Here is a 17,481-nt window from a genome sequence, read left to right as displayed (position 1 = left end):
TCGCCAAGCCATTCCCATGAAGACCTTGCTGTTTTCCACGTTGTACCCCAGCAGCGTGCGCCCCATTCACGGCATCTTTGTGGAAACTCGTCTTCGTGAATTGCTGAAGACGGGGGAGGTGCAGGCGAAGGTGGTGGCGCCCGTTCCGTGGTTTCCGTCCACCAACAAGCGCTTTGGCGAATACGCGCAGTTTGCCGCCACGCCGAAGCATGAGGTGCGCAACGGCATCGACGTGCACCACCCGCGCTATCTGTTGCTGCCCAAAGTCGGCATGACGCTCGCCCCGCTGGCCATGGCCCTGGGCGCCTTGCCCACGGTTCGCCGCCTGCAGCGCGAGGGGTTTGATTTCGACCTTATCGACGCCCATTACTACTACCCCGATGGCGTAGCCGCGGGTTTGCTGGCGCGCTGGCTGGGCAAGCCCTTTGTGGTGACCGCACGCGGCACAGACCTGAACCTCATTCCGCAATATGCCCTGCCGCGCCGCTGGATCCTGCAAACCGCCGAGCGCGCCAGCGCGTCCATCGGCGTTTGCCAGGCCCTCATGGACAGCCTGCGTGAACTCGGCGCGCAGCCCGACAAACTCCACACCTTGCGCAACGGCGTGGATCTGGAGCGCTTCGTACCTGAAGACCGCAGCGTTGCACGTGAGCGGCTGGGCCTGCCCGTGCAAGGCCGATACCTGCTGTCGGTGGGCCACCTCATCGAGCGCAAGGGTCACCACATCGCCATCGAAGCATTGGCCAGCCTGCCCGGCGTCACATTGCTCATCGCGGGTGCGGGGCCGGAGGAGGGCGCACTCAAGACCCTGGCCGCCCGCCTGGGCGTGGCCGATCGCGTGCGCTGGGCTGGCGTGGTGCCGCAGACGGAACTGAAATGGTGGTACAGCGCGGCCGATGTGCTGGCGCTGTGCAGCAGCCGCGAAGGCTGGGCCAACGTGCTGCTGGAAGCCATGGCCTGCGGTACACCGGTCATCGCCACCAACATTTGGGGCACACCTGAGGTGGTGAGCACCCCCGCCGCTGGGGCACTGCTGGCCCGCCGCGACCCCGCGGCGCTGGCCGCTGCATGGATGGACCTACATACCCATTTGCATAGACGGGAATACACGCGTGCCCACGCCGAGACCTTCTCTTGGGACGCGACCACGCAAGGGCAATTGCGTTTGTTCACCCGGGTGATTAATCCTGCAAAAGGTACCGCCTAATGGAAGCCATAATTTTGGCGGCCGACATGTTCGTTATGGCCTATCTCTGCTGGCGTGTCTTCAAGTTTGAAACTGATGACACCAAGCGCGACGATCTTGGCCTGCTCTCCTATCGGGACGACAAAGATGGTCGTTCATAAGGGGCAGTCGCCGTCAGGCTTCGGAGCACAGCATGCGTGATGCTGTTTTTGCGTTGATGGTGCTTTGCGTTTTGCCATTAGCTATCATGCGACCCTTCAATGCCTACCTGCTCTGGGGTTGGACAGGGCTACTTGTGCCTACAGCCTACTTTTACGGGTTCATGACCAATGCCCGGATTAATCTGACGTTCGCCGTACTTACTTTGGGGCTTATCTTGCTGGGAAAGGTGAGGTGGCACGACTACCAGCCCAACCGGGTTACTTGGCTCTATCTGCTTTGGGCCTTGCTCGCCACGCTGAGCTTCTTGTTTGGATACGGCAACAACCCCAACAACGCTCAGTACTATGAGATCCTCATCAAAGGGCTGTTGTTTGCGCTGGTAATGCCTTTCTTCGTTAGGGAGCGCGTGCATCTTCATGCCATGTTCCTCGTCATTGCGCTGGGCCTTGGTATTCACGGTGTATTGAACGGCTTGAAATCAGTGGCGTCGGCTGGCGCGCACAATATGCTCGGGCCTGCCGGGACCATGCTTGCAGACCGCAACCATCTCTCCACAACATTGGCGCTGGCTTTGCCGATACTTTTCTATCTGCAGACTTACGCAGCCAATCGATTCCTGCGATTGGCCTACTTGGGAAGCTTTTGCCTCGTGGTGTTGGCCATCTTGAGCGGTGGTTCACGGGCCGGGTTCATCGCCGTGTCGGTGGTGGGCCTATGGCTGGTCCTGACCACCCGGCGCAAAGGCCTCGCGCTGACGCTTGTGGTGGCCGCCGTGGTGGGTTTTATGGCGTTTGCGCCGGAAGACGTCACCAGCCGCCTGTCTACCATCAAAGAGGCGGACGAAGACAGTTCATTCATGGGCCGGGTAATGGCCTGGAAAATCAGCTCTGCCATCGCCTTAGCCAATCCCGTGTTTGGCGGCGGCTTCCACGCAGTGCAGGTGCAGTCCATTTGGGACACCTTCAAGACTGCACCCAGCTTGCTGGGCTTCTTGAATCTTCCTGTGCCTGACTATGCTGCTAAGGCAGCGCACAGTATCTACTTTGAGGTATTGGGTGACTTGGGATTTGTGGGTTTAGGCTTGTTTTTATTCATGATGTTGCGCGCCCTTTGGAGCCGCTTCACCATAAAACGTATGGTCGCCCAGTTGGGGCCGGCGTTTCAGTGGGCGCGCGATATGGGGGACATGCTCATGCTGTCGGTGTTGGCGTACTTGGTGGGTGGGGCATCGGTAAGTCTTGCCTACTTAGAAGTGATCTACATGATCGTGATGCTCATGGAATTGCTCCGTCTGCATGTGTCGCGCGCGCATGCTGCAGCCAGACTTGGGAGGAAACCTTGATCTCCCAACTGCTTCTGCAATCCCTATCCAAAGACAAACTCTCGGTCTTTCTGTTTCACAAGGTGCCACTGCATTGCGATCCGCTGGTGCCCCATGACCTGACCTTGGACCGCTTCGAATATCTGCTGGATCACACCTTGTCCCGGTTCAATGTGCTGCCACTGGAAGAGGCTGTGAAGCGCTTGCAGCGTGGCCGACTGCCGCGACGCGCCGCCTGCATTACCTTTGACGACGGCTATGCCGACTGGATGACCGGTGCGCTGCCTGCTTTACAAAAGCGCAACCTCCACGCTACCTTTTTTATCACCACCGGCCAGCTTGGCGGGCTGCCGCTATGGCATGAACGCATTCAGGCAGCGGTGCGCTCGCTGCCCAGCACTTTGCTCGATCTCGGTATTCCCTCGATGGCAAATCTGAGCACAGCGACTCTGACTGATCGGCAAGCGCTGGTGGTGCGGCTAGAGCAAGAACTGAAATACCTCACGCTGGCCGCTAGAGAGCAGGCCCTACTGCGGCTGGAGGCTGCCGCTGGCGTGCAACCTGAGGCGCTGCCGCGTATGTCCGAGGCTCTGTTGCGACACCTGCATAGCCTTGGTTTTGGAGTCGGTGGCCACACCATAAATCATCCAATTCTTAATCTCTGCGACGAGAAGGAGATTGTGAAAGAAGTTGCGGGTGTGCGAGAGCAATTACAGTCTATTGTGGGAGGGGTTATTGCTGGATTTGCGTACCCCAATGGTCGGCCCAATGCCGATTTCTCCAGTCGCCACGTGGATGCGGTGCGACGTGCCGGTTACGCCTATGCGGTCACCACTCATTGGGGCGTCGCCAACCCAACGACATCGCCGTTCCAGATCCCACGCTTCACCCCATGGGCCAAGCGCGATTGGCACGCAACTTTCCAAACTGGACGTAATTTGTTGGAGAGGCCGGTACAGATACCTGAAGGCCTGGATTAGTAGATATCGATTACAAATCTTGGATGTAGATTGAACCTGCAGAGCATAGAGATAACTGCGGTGCCTTCCGCGAGGTGGTCAATTAGTCTCGTGGTTCGGGCGTATCTATGCAAGTGCGTTTGTATTTCGTGCTCTTGCGAGGCTATTTAGCTGGATTTAAGCTTCAAAACCTGATGGCGCGAAGTATATAGGTCGCTCGACTTCGAATAGTCAAATGTGTCAATTATTCCAATTGAGGATGGTGTGCCTTCGACATCAAAAAGGATCGAGATGAAAAGTACTGAAATTCTGTCAATTTCAACTGTGTCGCCAAAGGTGTCGTTGATATTGCCGGTGCATAACGGAGCGACTTATCTCGCTGATGCGATTGCTTCTGTGACTGAGCAGAGCTTTACTGATTATGAACTTATTTGTGTAGACGATGCATCCTCAGACCAGTCGTTCGCCATTTTGACCGAAGCCGCAGCCGCTGATCCACGGATCCGCGTGATTCATCTGGAGCAAAATGTCGGTCTTCCTGCGGCGCTTAACCATGGTTTCTCAATGGCGCGGGGCTCCTATTTTTCTTGGACAAGCGACGATAATTTGCTTCGTCCGACCATGTTGGAAAAGCTTGTAAATACTCTTGATGCAAACCCTCAGTTCTCAATAGTTCATTCGGACTATAGCGTGATAGACCCCGAGGGAAATGTGATCGAGTTCGTAAGTACCAGTGGGCGCCGCGGGCTATTGATGGGCAATCATGTCGGGGCAAGTTTTCTCTATCGCCGAGAGGTGGACCATGAGCTCGGAGGCTATGACGCCGAGTTATTCGGCGTTGAGGATTTCGATTTCTGGCTGCGTGCATCGGCACGCTTTAAATTCTTGCATCTAGCAGAAGACCTATATCTGTATCGCAAGCATCCCCGAAGTCTGACCAATAGCCGGGCGGCGATAATCCAAACGCTCACTACAAATGTAATACTTCGCGCTATTCCCTCGACAATGGGCCGTCGTGATCGTGCCGAAGTAATGCTATCGCTATATCTCCGCAATTTTATTAACCTTCGGCTGGATTTGCTAATACGTGCATTCTTTTTCGCCCCCGTCAAGTCAATAATGAAATTCCCATCGGTCGGCATTCATGCGTTGCGAGTGCTGAGCGCCCGGATCCGAGGTTGATCAGATGAGTCTACTGGATTTCTATTTGCGTCAAATGCATTGGCGCAGTCTGTGTATCGTGTGCGGGAAGGAGCGGAGACTCCAAAATAGTTTCTCGATTGCAGTAGTCTAGGCGTTGAAGGTTGGGGCGGCATTAGCCTTGCCCGCGTTATATTTCGATTGCTAGTGCCATCCATCGCTGTGGCGATCTTTAGTGTCTTATGTCTAACGATATGAATACAAATCCGCTTGTGTCGATTATCGTGCCCGTCTTTAATTTGGGTGATTACATTGATAGGACATTGAAATCAATCGTTGGGCAGACGTTTCTTGACTGGGAGGTATTGGTAGTTGACGACGGTTCTACTGACAACACCCCAGCACTGGTTCAGAAATGGGCAAATCGCGATGAGCGGATAAAGTTTGTCCGTAACCAGCGATCGAAGGGGGTCTCCGGTGCTAGAAATACTGGAATCGACATCGCGCGTGGTGATTGGATCGCTTTCTTGGATGGCGATGATCTTTTCGATGAAAGTGCGTTAGAAACTCGTGTCAGTGCATCCAGTGCATACCCTGGTTGCTGGTTTATCGGCGGAGATTTTATCAAGTTCAACTCCGATGAAGATTTGAGTGGTCATCCATTCTCCGAAACCAACGCGCACTGGAGAGCCTGCGTTCACGGAGACTTAGGTTTTCGACTTGAACCTACGCTAATATTTGATCCAATCAAACACTTTCTCGTGGCATCCCTAACTTGGACGGGTTGCGTGATGATTCGAGCCCAGTTGCTCAGAGCGTTATCCGGGTTCAGTGAAAAGCTTATGTCTGCGGAAGATAGCCATCTATGGTTGCGTGTCGCAGCTTCTGTTGATCAAATGCTATTCGTGCCCAAAAGCATTTCTTATTACAGGCAGCGATTGAGCAGTTTAACGAATTCCGGGAGTCCAATCTATCGTGATGCTGTTGCGGCGTATCAGGATCTTTTGGATGACCCATTGTTTATTGGGCATCAAGAGCAATTGATCGCCAATATTAGAGCGTTTGCGCATTCCAATACATTTTTCTACCGACGTCACGGGCAAAAGTTGCAAGCTATTCACAGCGCGCTTCATGCGATTCGTTGGGATCTTTTTTCTTGTTTGAGTTGGAAAAATTTTATCGCTACGCTTCTGTTCCGTTGAACTTTGCTGCGCCCGACTCAGCGGCGCATTGCCATGACGAGGATGCTGTCGGTTTTGTTGGCATTGACCTTAACTTCTTGAGCTTGTTTGAGCTGCGCCGTATTGCTTCTTTTAAGTTCGCTGAAGGGGTCGAATTGAATATACAATTCGCGGTTAACTGAAGGGGTATCATTCGTGATGAAATTTGCAGCGTTTATTGCTCGTGCATAATTCTCCCATGTGCCAGACCATCCGGGAAAATGGAAGCTCTGGACTATAGCCAGCCCTCGTCTACGGGCAGGGTATTTTGAGCCCGGAATTTATACAACATTAATGGGCCTTAAGATGGTGCTTAGGCCAGAGCAGTACATTGACCGCTTTATTTATCTTTGGGGTGAATGGGAGCCTGATGAGACTCATATTATTCGGCGAATTCTCCGTCCCGGGGATAGGTTTGTTGATATAGGAGCCAACGCCGGGTACTTCACGCTGCTTGCTGCGAATATTGTGGGCAAGGATGGACAAGTTGATGCATTTGAACCAGTTCCTACAACAGCGCAGTTGTTGCGAGAGAATATCGCGAGAAATAGCCTGACAAATGTTCGAGTCCATGAGTGCGCTGCATCTCAGGCTGAAGGGAGTGTGTTTATCTATCAGCATGGCGCAGGGGGAATTTCCGGGCAAAATTCCATGCGTGCTGTGCAGGAGACGAATAAAGGGTGGACCGTGGAAACGCGACGTGTCGATCAGGTTCTCGCTTCAAAACCATCGATTCGGCTTATTAAGTTAGACGTCGAAGGTGCGGAGTTGCTTGCGCTGAGTGGTGCGTCGGCACTCCTTTCTGGTGATGATGCACCTATCGTGTTGTGCGAGGTTACTGATTCTTTCATGCGAGAAATATACGGCAATGAGGATGAGTTGTTTAAATTCATAGAGCAATACGGATGCTCGTACATCTACGATATCCACAATCGAAAAATGAAAATGCTTGGGCAAATGAGCGAAAAACTGAGACGTTGCAGCGCAACTTGGTGTTTGCAAAACATCTCTTGTAAATTCGCTGTAGCTGACCCAGTCCCAAGTTTTCGAGCTATTTAGTTACAGACAACTCCAGCATGATCAACGCTACGTTGGGGCAGGAGCAGGTTGTGAGGTAGTGCAATTTTCACCGAGGAGCAAATTGTCTTTGCCCTCAAGCAGGTTGAGTTCGGTACACGCTTTGAGGAGGTCTGATCCGCCCCGGCTTTCGTGGAGGCCGGTTGGTTTAAGTCAGGCCTCCGCCATGGAGTCCTGATTGGCGAGATGCCGCCAGTAGTTTGCCTCAGCCTCTGCTGGCGGGATGTAGCCGATGGGTTCGAGCAATCGTTAATGGTTGAACCAAGACACCCATTGCAGGGTGGCCAGTTCCACCGATTCCCTGGTCTTCCAGGGTGCCCGGCGGTGAATCAGCTCGGCCTTGTACAGCCGGTTGATGGTCTCGGCCAGGGCGTTGTCGTAGCTGTCGCCCTTGCTGCCTACTGAGGGCTCGATACCCGCCTCGCCCAGTCGCTCCGTGTAGCGGATGCTGACGTATCGTGACCCCCTGTCGGAGTGACAAACCAAGCTGCCGTCGCGCTCGGGCTGGCGGTCGTAGAGCGCTTGATCCAAGGCATCCAGAACAAAGTCCGTGCGCATCGTGTTGCTCACGCGTCAGCCCACGATGCGCCGCGCGTACACGTCGATCACGAAGGCCACGTACAGCCAGCCCTGCCAGGTGCTGACGTAGGTGAAGTGCGAGACCCAGAGCTGGTTGGGCCGATCGGCCTTGAAGACTCGATTGACCCGGTCCAGCGGGCATGGCGCCTTGCCATCGCTGATGGTGGTGCGCACCACCTTGCCACGGCGCACGCCCTGCAGGCCCAGGCGGCGCATGAGCCGTTCGACCGTGCAGCGCGCCACCACGATACCTTCGCGGTTCATCTGCTTCCAGACCTTGTCGGCGCCGTAGACCTGCATATTGGCGTGCCACACGCGCTCGATGTGTGGCGTCAAGGTGCTGTCGCGCTGGGCGCGCTGACATCGCAGGGCCGGGTTGCGTTGCGCAGCGGCGTGGCGCCAGTAGCCAGACGGGGCGATCTGCAGCACCTTGCAGATCGACTCGACCCCGTATGCCCGTCGATGCTGATCGATGAAGCCCTTCAGGACTTCAGACGGCGGTCGAGCTCCGCCTGGGCGAAGACAAGCGAAAGCGTAGTTTCGACAAGAACGCGCTGGTCAGCTTCAGGATCTCGTTGGCCTTGCGCAGCTCCTTGTTCTCGCGCTCGAGTTCCTTCAGGCGCTGCAACTCGCTGGTGGTGATGCCCTCGCGCGCACCCGAATCGATCTCGGCGCGCTTGACCCATTCGTTGAGCGTCTGGGGCACGCAGCCGATTTTGGCCGCGATCGATTCAATGGCCGCCCACAGCGACGGGTACTCGCCCCGATGCTCCTGCACCATGCGCACGGCGCGCTCGCGCACTTCGGGTGAGAACTTGTTCGACTTCTTGTTCATGGCTCAATCGTCTCAGAGAAAAGAGCCTCCTCAAATCCCGGGCGGTTCAGCTATCGGGTTCGCTCGTGTAAAGCGCGGGTTCACCTGCCCCGTAGCAAGCGCTTCAAGCTGGTAACCGCTGGCGCTTCCTCGATGTACTTGCCTTCGTGCCCCGGTGGCAGACACAAGCCCACGCCAGAGTGATGTAGGGTTACCCACTGTGCACATGGTTCCTCATCTGCCGCAGGCCGCCAGTGCACGCCGGCTTGGCTTAGGCGCCGGGCCAGCGCAGGTTCGGTTAGGCGTACAGGTAGAGGGCGCGTAGGTGAGGACAGGCTCGCTGCGCTGCCCAACTGAGTCCGCATGTCCAGTTCGCGCACCGCCGCACCCACTGAGAAGGCGCTCCCGACGGCCAGCGAGTTGACTGTCAGCACGGCGAGCGAAACCCAGGCCAGGCCCCGGGCAAGGCGCCCGCACAAAGGCGCGGCGAGTACGGCAGCCAAAAGGGCTATTGGCAACAGGAACATCTGGGGTATGTACCGTGCCCACCAGGGCTCGGGAAAAGCCAGTGTCAGGACCAGCAACCCGGCTGGCAATGTCGCTCCCGCTGCTACGCCACGCCTGAACTCGGTACTTCGCCAGCCTGCGCGGCGGGTCATTTCGAACAGCGCGACGACTGCGCCAGCCAGTGCGAGGACCAGCCCCAAGCTGAACCATGGACCAAATCCACCGATTCGCATGTCGGTCTTTGAGACAAAGCCAGCCAGCTCCCCTGCGCTGACAACCCCCGGCCACTTCGGGCGCAGCGCTGGCTTCTCGCTTGTGCCGAGTTCGGAGTGAGACTGCGAAAAAATCGAACCCAGCCACTGCATCACGCGGTTTTCACCATGAAGCTCATTGGGGGAATTGTTGGTAATGATGTCCACCTTGCCCTCGCCACCGAGCGGATAGAACGGGTGCCCGTGTCGCACTGTGTTCGTAACGTAGGGATTCCACGAGAGCACCAGTACCGAGGTTACAAGGCTGGTGGCGGCTACTTTCAAAAGATGCTGCGACAAGTCAACTCGCCTCCACAGAAGCGCGGCCACCCAGCCCGTCATGCTAGCCAGCGCTGCGTATGCGAGTCCGCTGGCCTTTACGGTCGGTAGCAGGGCCAAGCCCAGCCCGGCAGTCAGCCATGCCATTGCCTTGTCGTCTGCGTCCGGAATCATGAGAGACAGCCTGCCAGCCTGGCTGGCCAGTACCAGCAGCAGGCTGCCGATCAGGCTGTCATTCATGTGTGTGGGCCACTGACATAGCAGCACCGGATTGGCTGCTGCCAGAAGGGCGATCGATCCCGCTGCTGCAGGGCTCAGGGCCGGGAGCCGCCGAAGCGTTCCGTACACCAGAAAAGCAGCGCTGATGGCGAGCCACAGGTGCAGCGATTTACCAAGCTCGATGCTGCCCGTGGCATGAAGCCATACCGCTGACCAGATCCACGGGCCTTTGGCGTAACCATTGATCCATAGCGACTGGTTTCCTTGAAGCGGAGCGTCGCGCAGTGGGTTCCATCCGGCTGCGAGTGCCTGCACCGCTTCTTGGTGATAGCGTTGGCCGTCGTAAGAGAAGTCCCTTACGGCCTCTGCCAACACAAGCGATACCGCCGCAGCGCCTGCAACTACCAACGCTGCAAACAGGTGATGACGTAACGTTCTTCCGCGCAGGGCAAATGCCATGCAGGCCACGGCACAAACAGCCCCTGCAAACAGCCCTTCAGTTCCAGAGAGTTGACCTCCGGCAGCCCAGCTTAGGTTGGTCCAACCAACGCACGCCAGCAATCCCGCCAGCAGTGCTGTTCCGCAGGCTTCGAGCAAACGCCACGCGGTCGTATCGCCCTGACTAGCGTTCAGGCGGCTAGGTTTGTCCACGCTCGCACCATCCAGATTCACCAAGTTTCACTCCAGTCTTCAAGAGTGGACTCTTAAACTCCAACTCGTGGTCGATGGGCAGTAGCGCATGATTGCCAAACCGCTCTTGCGCTGCCCCTGCGGGGCGTTCATCACGCTAGGCTTCTCTGTAACAAGACGGTTAGAAAACCTGGGACAGGGTCAGCCAGCCTGTAGTTCGAACCTGTTCGGTTTCCGGGAGAGCTTCACTCCACTGCTCCATAGCTGGGTGTCTCACACGAGCCGTGCGAAGAGCGCGCGCGCAAGGCTGCGCGGATCGGCCAGCAAATGCCGCCAACGTCCCCCAGTGGCTTGCGCCTCGGGGCGCGTGAGTCCTTGCCAGTAGATTCTGATTCCTTCCCGCGAGAGGTGATAGCGCCAGTGACTGGCCTTTTCTGTAATAGCGTCGGCAACCCTCTGTTGTTCCGATGCAGTAAGTGCTACACCAAGCGTCCCGTCCGCCAGTGCGAGCAGCGCGCGGAGATGCTCCCTTGCAGTGAAGGCACTACCGCTGAAGTGGGTCAGATTGGCGTCATGCCGCAGTACATGGGCCACGGGTTCAAGCCGGCATAGAAACCGCCCTTGTTTGGCCAGGCGCAACCAGAACAGCCAGTCTTCACCGGTCCGAAAATTGGGCATGAAGCTCACTGCGCGGGCCGCATCGAGCCTGAAGACAGCCGAGCACGTGGGAATGATACTGGTCAGCAATAGCAATCGAGCAGGATCTATCAACTCATATATATCTGGCAGGTCAGAAGGAACAATATCTATGGCAAGGTTGAGTTTGGAGGCGAACAGTGTGACTGGTGGGCTTTCGCCTATCTGGTCATTGCTCAGTACGACAGCATCCGCGGAGCAGACCAAGGCGTCCGTATCCTGCTCTAGTGGAATGGTCAATTTTTCAAGCGCATCTGGTTGCCACACATCATCCGAGTCTAGAAAAGCCGCATAACGAGTCGAAGCCTGCCGCAGCCCGGAATTGCGCGTCTCTGCAACGCCTATGTTCTGCGGATTGACCAATAACCTCACCGGTAGATCGTGCTGCGCAATCCATTGCCGTGCAACTTCGACTGTATTGTCGGCAGACGCATCGTCGATGATGATGATCGAACGTGGTGGCCTTGTCTGCGCTGCGATACTGTCCAAAGTGCGCGTGATTAATTTTGCGCGATTCCAGGCTGCAACGATTACTGTCACGTCTAGCGGTGATTTCTCGGCATGCATATCGGATGGGCTTACATTGTGGCTCTAGCGGATAGATATTGCTCAAACACACTTACACCATGTCTTCCTGAGACATCTTGAGAAGCTAAGCTACGACCTTGCTTTTTAACGCGATTACTATCGTCGCTGACTGCCTTTTTGATGAACTCCCGGTTTTGCTGAGAATTGGTGCTCTGGCATTGGATACAATGGAGTTTTTGATGGTGGCTTGATCGACCCTAATAATGAGGTACTTAATCGCCCTTCAGATCGCTGTCCCGTCAATAGTTTAGAGGTGAGTTTACGTAAATAGTATTGAGGCTGTAAGTATCTGCTGGCCGATGTCCCGAATGTCCCGAATGTCCCGAATGTTCTGAAATTCCGAGTTGCTCCGACAATAATCAAGCGAAGAGAATAAACAAAATGCGAAGCTGAGCCAAGGAATTTGGGTGGCTGGAGCGTGCGGATTTTAGTTCTGTTCCCCAGTCCACATGCGCAGTCAGTTCATGCCTTTCGCGCGGCGCAACAGCGCACCATGCAACCGTCTTAATTCTTGTGCCATCGGCAATGCCAACAAGAAGCATCCGACCACAAAGGCGATCATTGCCCCCAAGCCAACGGAAAAGATCGCTGCCCAAGCAGGTGTTTGCTCAGGCAACGTCTCACGCAGCCCCAGACACATGGCACCCACCAGCGCTGTGTGCAGCAGTAGCGGAATGGTACTTTTTGCCCAAGCGGTCCAATGCAGGTTCAAGTGGCGCTGATGAGTCCATAATTGATAAGGGATGCTCAGGATTTGGCCTAGCGCTATGGCCATAGCAAATGTGCTCAAAGTCCCGTCCATCAGCCACAGGACACACGCCAATTTGGCCGTTACCAGTACTGCGGTGGGCCCGATTGCGGCATACGGTTTGCCGACACCGGTCAGCGCCGGTGCACTTAGCGTGAATAGGCTGCTAAGTGCGTAAGCCAGGCACAACCAAGGAATGGCGGGAACGGCCTTTAGCCAAGCGCTCCCATACAGAAAACTCACGATGTCGTGCGCCAGCACACCGATGGCGGCCAGTGCGGGGAGCATAAGGGCGTTGATCAGCGATGTGGCTCGCAAATATTCGTGGGACACGGGTCCATTCGCGTGATACACCCGTGCAAGATAGGGAAGTGCGAAGTAGCTCACGGTTGGCAGCAAGGCGGTACTCACCATGTTCACGGTGGAATTGGCCCGACTGAACAGGCCCACATCAGTCGGGGTCATCTTGCGTCCCAAAATGATGTCAGGTATGGCGTCATCTGCAGCTTTGAGCAAGGCGGTGAGCAGGTTCCCGAGACCAAAGTGCACGATGCCTTTGGTATGACCAAAAGCTGGCAACCAAGGCAACGGCCTGCCGAGGGCCCAGCGGGCCATGGCGCCGGTGACGATGATGTTTATCAAGTTTGCCCACGCCATGGTCATGGGCCCGAAGTCTGCCAGTGCAAAGCCGACTGATGACGCAAAAAACACGACAGTGGTCACTGCGGTTATGCGTGCCGACTTCTCCACCGCCATCTCGCGCTGAATGATCGCCATAGGGATCGCTCCGAATGGAATACACACAAAGCCCAGCGCCAATACCATGACCACCGGCATTACCCGTGCCTCCCTGAAGAACTCGGCCCAGTAGGGAGCGCTCAGAAACATGACCCCGGCTACGCTCCACGAGGTCAGTAGCAGCACACCCAGTGCATTCCGAAGACTCTCCGGGGTTAGTTCTTTCTCGCGCTTGATGAACGCCGTGACGCCGAAGTCCCGAAACACGTGGGCCACGGCCATAAGCACTGCGCTCATCGAGAAGATGCCAATGTCTTGCGGGCTGAGCAGGCGGGCCAACACGATGGTCAGCACGAAGTTGGACACCAAGGCCAGGTTGCTGACGACGAACTGCAGGGCTACTTTTTGGCGGACAGAGGACACCTGGGTGACTTCCACTTTGGACGCGAGGGCAGTGCGCCGCTAGCGGCTCTCTCCGCAACGCGGCTGGCACTTAGCCCATGAGGCGCATATGCGCTGGAGCCGCGAATGCTACAGGCGCGAGCCTTGCTGCGGAGTGTTGGCGTGAGCCGTTCGTTACGGTTCCACCAATGTCCACTATTTTCTTGCTTACTGAGTAAAGTGGCGGCTGTCCGTAGCCCTGCACGGACTGAGCCCTGTTCGTTCGCGGCAGCTTGTGCTCGAGTATGCAGGCGTGACCACCTTGGACCACTCGTGGCCCATCCTTCATGGAAAAAATCGAAGATAAATCACAGACGATGGACAAGAGCTCTACCGAATACCGCAAGGGAATGGGCAACTGGGAGGCATGGGGAGACGACGTTGAACCCATTTTTCGCGCTGCCGAAAAATGGGCCGAGGCGCTGAAGGGCGTTGCTCTGCCATGGCTATGCTGGAACGTAGATTCCGATTGGTGCTTGCTGCAGCAGCGTTTGGTGCAAAACGCGGGCTGGACACCCGTGGTGGGCTTCGATCCCAGGGTTGGGGTACCGGAAAACGTGGTTTCCGGAGCGGTAGTGGTGAACTTCAACGCCGGCCTGAACTTGCCGGTCCTTTACCCGCACTTCCCTCTGGAGTTTGCCTTTTTGTTCGTGGACCGTATCGCCTTCTGGCACTCAGACCTGCTGCTGCCTGAAGCCAAGATGCGAGAGATGGCTCAGGTGTTTGCCGGTCTACCCGAAGGAACTACTGCTGCCGTTAGCACCACTGGCTGGCGAGACCTTTTCTCGGTGCGACATAGACGCTTCTGGGAACTGATCGGGTGCACCACACGGGCAGCTAGCCGGGATCAGTACGAAAAGGGCTGTGGCTGGTGGCTGCACTTCCAGTCTCACAGAAATCGTTCGATCAACTCGGGCGATTCACGGCTTTCCAATTATTACTGGGATCATGGCACTGGAATTTTCTATTGGAAGCACCGTCATGGTGGGCGCGTGTTGTCCCTGAAAGAGAAGGATTTCAGCGCTGGACACTTTTCTCAGATCAAGTTCGAAGGATATAGGCGAGTTTCACCCAATAATGAGTTTCGCGATTTATCCCGTGATCTCACTGGTAACTTTGAGCTTCGGCGTTGTGCGGAACAAATGGGGTTGAAAAACTTGCTAGATGGGCATTAAGTGGCGAATTCGGAATTCAGTCCTATTCCATTTGCATGCTGACTTGGAATACTGGCCGCTAGCTCTTGCTTGCGGCGAGCTTAATTGCATGCTCTTGAATGAATGATGACGCCCATATGCGCCATTATTCATCTTGAGCCACCAACGCGTTTACTTATCTTGGAACAATGGCCCAAGTGGGGTTATTGGCGAAATCGTTATCCATCAGCGGCGTCTTTGACTTCCAAAGGGCGTATGCACTTGCTGCATTGGGAGTCCCGATGTTCGCCGTCGCTGCGAGCATTGCTCGTGCGTTTGCCGCATATCCACCAGACCAAGTTGGATACCCGTCATATGCAATAGGATCGGCGCAATTTACCCCAGGAAAGTTAACCTGTGCAAGTTCGCTCCAAGTTGTGATCCAGTTGTTGCTTGAATTTTTTAGTTGCAGGTAGTAGGCAGCCGCCTTCGCAAGACAGAAACCTTGAGCCTCATTTAAAAAGCGACCAACGCCCACTTTGCTGACCCAATTGACCAGCTCTTTCGCTCGTGGCTCATCTGCCTCTGCATGTTGTGCCATCACGATTGCCCAAAAATCATTCTGCCACGGGCCCATTTGATGGATTGCGTACGGATTGACCGGGGATCCCAATGGTGAAACATAGCCAGCTGGTGAGGCAATCCAGTTTTGATAAAACCATTCTAGATTATTGGCGAGGCGTTTTTGAAAGTATGGTTTCATGGCGTGAGAGTCTGGGATAATCCTAGACGCATCCCCAAGTGCTCTCATCGTCCAAGCTTGTCCTCTAACTTGATCTTCCCACAAGAGACCTTGGCCATAGCTCCGATAGCCAGGACTCATTGCTGTCAGATTCCATGCTGCCCAGAACATCAGTTCATCTTGAAAAAAGGCATCTCCTGTAATCATGTATGGCACATAGGCATAAGAACCTTGGTGTGCGGTGTCTGGATGCCAGATTGTAGTTGAATTGACAAGCGATGGGAGCGCTGGTTGTGAGGTGCCCAAATGCGTGGATACACTTGGGTGTCGATCCAGATCTAACGGTTGGCCAGTAGCCTCATCTCGGTAGTGAACCGGTACCGAACCAGCTACATCTGCGTGTGCGAGCATCACCTCTTTGATCCGCTCATCTTGCGAGATTAGATACATCGCCGTCCATTGAGGCACCGGGCCAATTTCTAGACGACCACCAGTGGTTGGGAAGTAGGTTGTCATTAACAAATTGGCCATCGGACCAAGGTTGGCTTGATTGGCCTTGGCTTGCAGGTATTGCGAATAGAAGGAAGAAAGAACCGTCTCTGGAATGGTCAGATTGAGGTTGTAATTCCAGATTGCCTTGCTCGCCATGAAATACGGCATGTGATGCCGCACCCGCGCTTGAGGCTCTGCGCTCGCGCCCGTCCACACAACCTTGTGCCAGCGTGCGTGGTGGTAGTGCGTGAATTTGGGTTGGGTATGGATGGTGGCGCCGTTGCGCTTGACCACCATCGAATAGGTGATGTTGCCGGGGTTGGCGGTCCAGGTGCGGGTGTTTTCCATCACCACGTCGGTACGGATGCGCGCTCCGTTGTCCACAAGGCGGGTGTGCAGGCGGGCGGTCAGGTGGGGGTGCTGGGTGCCGCTGGTCTTGTCCTTGAAGGGCAGGGTCACGGTGTATTCATTGGCCACCGCTCCACTCAGGCGTTTGCCGGCGCCACTGGCGATCTGGTCTTTCAACAACTGGTTCGGTTGCGCAATCAGCGTACCGGTCACATTGCCGTTGGCGTCGTACAGAGTGGTTTCGATCTCCAGGTTCCAGCCAGGGTCGGCAGGCACGTTGGGCGTGCTGGCCGCTTTGGGTCCGGCGAACAGGTTGACGATCTTCGTCTGGCCAGGTTGCAGGTTGTTCAGTTGGGCGCTGATCACCGCGAAGCGAGCCGAGCCGTCGCGGTGCGACGAGATCTCATCCGTCTGCACGGGCACGGCCACGTCGTCCACCTTGGCCACGAGGCCGTGGGTGGCATGCTGCCAGTCGCCAGCACGGAAGGGTTGGCCAAAGGTCACGGGCACGCTGCCTTGTGTGCTGGCGCTGGTGGAGGCAATTTCCACGCAGGTGATGGCACCGACGGCGCAATTGAAGGGGCCGCTGGCCACCGGGGCAGGCGCTGGGGCGGGAGCCGGTGCCGGTGCCGGTGCCGGTGCCGGTGCTGGCGCTGGCGCTGGCGCTGGCGCTGGCGCGGGAGCCGGTTCCGTGGGGGCAGGCGCCGCGGTTTCTGTTTTGTTGCCGTTGCCCTTGCTGCCTGCCGTGGTCGGCTTCTTGGCGGCGTCTTCCAGTTCGGCGGCGTTGGCCACGCCCGAGCCACCACCGCCGCAACCGCTCAGGGTGGCCAATGCGGCCAGTGCCATGGCGGCCAGCACCCAGCGAGGGGCGTTGTCTTTGTTGAACCGTTCCGTATTCATATCGAACTGCAATTTCCGTTTAATTCAATCTGCAGGTTTCGTGGCAATTGCCGATCGAGCCTTAAAGTACTCAGAAACCCGGTGTATTTGCGGTGGCGGGTGTGATTGAATTCACAGTCCGCGGGGCGCATGCCCCTCTCTCGGTACATTGGGCCCGGACTTTAGGCGTGACAAAGTGCCGAAAAAGGGCAAAGCGGACAGGCAGTTCAAAGCGAAGGATGTGCGGAAAGTCACTGTATCGAGCGGTGCCCAGGGGGCGACAAGAGGCTGCATTTAGTGCAAACGCATGCGCTGGCCCGCCGAACGGAGCC

Annotated in this window: 12 protein-coding genes, 1 pseudogene and 1 other annotated feature; of the genes and pseudogenes, 7 read left to right on the top strand and 6 right to left on the bottom strand. The window is 56.1% G+C overall.

Translation table 11 applies throughout. The features are described 5' to 3' along the window. The first annotated feature begins 16 nt into the window (after window positions 1-16). The 5 genes from M3149_RS06420 to M3149_RS06400 all read left to right on the top strand — a co-directional run bounded on the left by M3149_RS06420 (window position 17) and on the right by M3149_RS06400 (window position 5,970). Window positions 17-1,207 (top strand): glycosyltransferase family 4 protein, encoded by a 1,191-nt coding sequence (locus tag M3149_RS06420; RefSeq protein ID WP_251708499.1) that lies wholly within the window; start codon window positions 17-19, stop codon window positions 1,205-1,207. A 172-nt stretch (window positions 1,208-1,379) separates the two neighbouring features. After that, window positions 1,380-2,690, top strand: coding sequence for a putative O-glycosylation ligase, exosortase A system-associated (locus tag M3149_RS06415; RefSeq protein ID WP_251708498.1), 1,311 nt, complete (start codon window positions 1,380-1,382; stop codon window positions 2,688-2,690). Continuing rightward, the gene (locus M3149_RS06410; RefSeq protein WP_251708497.1) at window positions 2,687-3,649 is read left to right on the top strand and encodes a polysaccharide deacetylase family protein; all 963 of its coding nucleotides are present in this window, start codon (window positions 2,687-2,689) and stop codon (window positions 3,647-3,649) included. Before M3149_RS06415 ends, M3149_RS06410 begins: the two co-directional genes overlap by 4 nt. A 270-nt stretch (window positions 3,650-3,919) precedes the next feature. Further along, on the top strand, window positions 3,920-4,810 hold the full coding sequence (locus M3149_RS06405; protein WP_251708496.1) for a glycosyltransferase family 2 protein: 891 nt from the start codon (window positions 3,920-3,922) through the stop codon (window positions 4,808-4,810). Window positions 4,811-5,040: 230 nt separating this feature from the next. Further along, window positions 5,041-5,970 (top strand): glycosyltransferase family 2 protein, encoded by a 930-nt coding sequence (locus M3149_RS06400; RefSeq protein WP_251708495.1) that lies wholly within the window; start codon window positions 5,041-5,043, stop codon window positions 5,968-5,970. A 17-nt stretch (window positions 5,971-5,987) separates the two neighbouring features. On the opposite strand, the gene M3149_RS23010 is transcribed toward M3149_RS06400, so the two are convergent. Continuing rightward, window positions 5,988-6,116, bottom strand: a complete 129-nt coding sequence (locus tag M3149_RS23010) for a hypothetical protein (protein ID WP_285886604.1) — start codon at window positions 6,114-6,116, stop codon at window positions 5,988-5,990. A gap of 73 nt (window positions 6,117-6,189) precedes the next feature. Between M3149_RS23010 and M3149_RS06395 the strand changes: the two genes are divergently transcribed. Continuing rightward, window positions 6,190-7,047: an FkbM family methyltransferase gene (locus M3149_RS06395; protein ID WP_251708494.1), complete on the top strand. Its 858-nt coding sequence runs from the start codon at window positions 6,190-6,192 to the stop codon at window positions 7,045-7,047. A 171-nt stretch (window positions 7,048-7,218) separates the two neighbouring features. On the opposite strand, the pseudogene M3149_RS06390 reads toward M3149_RS06395, so the two are convergent. From M3149_RS06390 to M3149_RS06375, 4 genes and pseudogenes are all read right to left on the bottom strand, one after another. After that, window positions 7,219-8,479 (bottom strand): annotated as a pseudogene (locus M3149_RS06390) (IS3 family transposase). Continuing rightward, window positions 8,056-8,173, bottom strand: a sequence feature (AL1L pseudoknot). (Overlaps the previous pseudogene by 118 nt.) An 80-nt stretch (window positions 8,480-8,559) precedes the next feature. After that, entirely contained in the window at window positions 8,560-10,389 is a 1,830-nt protein-coding gene (locus tag M3149_RS06385) for a hypothetical protein (RefSeq protein ID WP_251708493.1), read from the bottom strand. A gap of 228 nt (window positions 10,390-10,617) precedes the next feature. Then, window positions 10,618-11,607 (bottom strand): glycosyltransferase family 2 protein, encoded by a 990-nt coding sequence (locus M3149_RS06380; RefSeq protein ID WP_251708492.1) that lies wholly within the window; start codon window positions 11,605-11,607, stop codon window positions 10,618-10,620. A gap of 478 nt (window positions 11,608-12,085) precedes the next feature. Next, the gene (locus M3149_RS06375) at window positions 12,086-13,552 is read right to left on the bottom strand and encodes an oligosaccharide flippase family protein (RefSeq protein WP_251708491.1); all 1,467 of its coding nucleotides are present in this window, start codon (window positions 13,550-13,552) and stop codon (window positions 12,086-12,088) included. A 290-nt stretch (window positions 13,553-13,842) separates the two neighbouring features. Here M3149_RS06375 and M3149_RS06370 point away from each other — a divergent pair, with 290 nt between their 5' ends. Continuing rightward, window positions 13,843-14,730, top strand: a complete 888-nt coding sequence (locus M3149_RS06370) for a hypothetical protein (protein WP_251708490.1) — start codon at window positions 13,843-13,845, stop codon at window positions 14,728-14,730. 154 nt (window positions 14,731-14,884) lie between these two features. Here the strand turns inward: M3149_RS06370 and M3149_RS06365 are convergent, their stop codons facing one another. Then, entirely contained in the window at window positions 14,885-17,182 is a 2,298-nt protein-coding gene (locus M3149_RS06365) for a hypothetical protein (RefSeq protein ID WP_251708489.1), read from the bottom strand. Between the last annotated feature and the right edge of the window lie 299 nt (window positions 17,183-17,481).

It is taken from the genome of Hydrogenophaga intermedia (assembly GCF_023715105.1).
Lineage (GTDB): Bacteria > Pseudomonadota > Gammaproteobacteria > Burkholderiales > Burkholderiaceae_C > Hydrogenophaga > Hydrogenophaga intermedia_A.
The sequence above is the reverse complement of the archived record's forward strand: the minus strand, read 5'-3'. Positions and strand labels throughout refer to the sequence as shown.

Bases quoted from the DNA above. Each gene is read 5' to 3' on its own strand.
- M3149_RS06405 (WP_251708496.1), top strand. From the start codon at position 3,920: ATGAAAAGTACTGAAATTCTGTCAATTTCAACTGTGTCGCCAAAGGTG.
- M3149_RS06370 (WP_251708490.1), top strand. From the start codon at position 13,843: ATGGAAAAAATCGAAGATAAATCACAGACGATGGACAAGAGCTCTACC.
- M3149_RS06420 (WP_251708499.1), top strand. From the start codon at position 17: ATGAAGACCTTGCTGTTTTCCACGTTGTACCCCAGCAGCGTGCGCCCC.
- M3149_RS06380 (WP_251708492.1), bottom strand. From the start codon at position 11,607: ATGCATGCCGAGAAATCACCGCTAGACGTGACAGTAATCGTTGCAGCC.
- M3149_RS06415 (WP_251708498.1), top strand. From the start codon at position 1,380: ATGCGTGATGCTGTTTTTGCGTTGATGGTGCTTTGCGTTTTGCCATTA.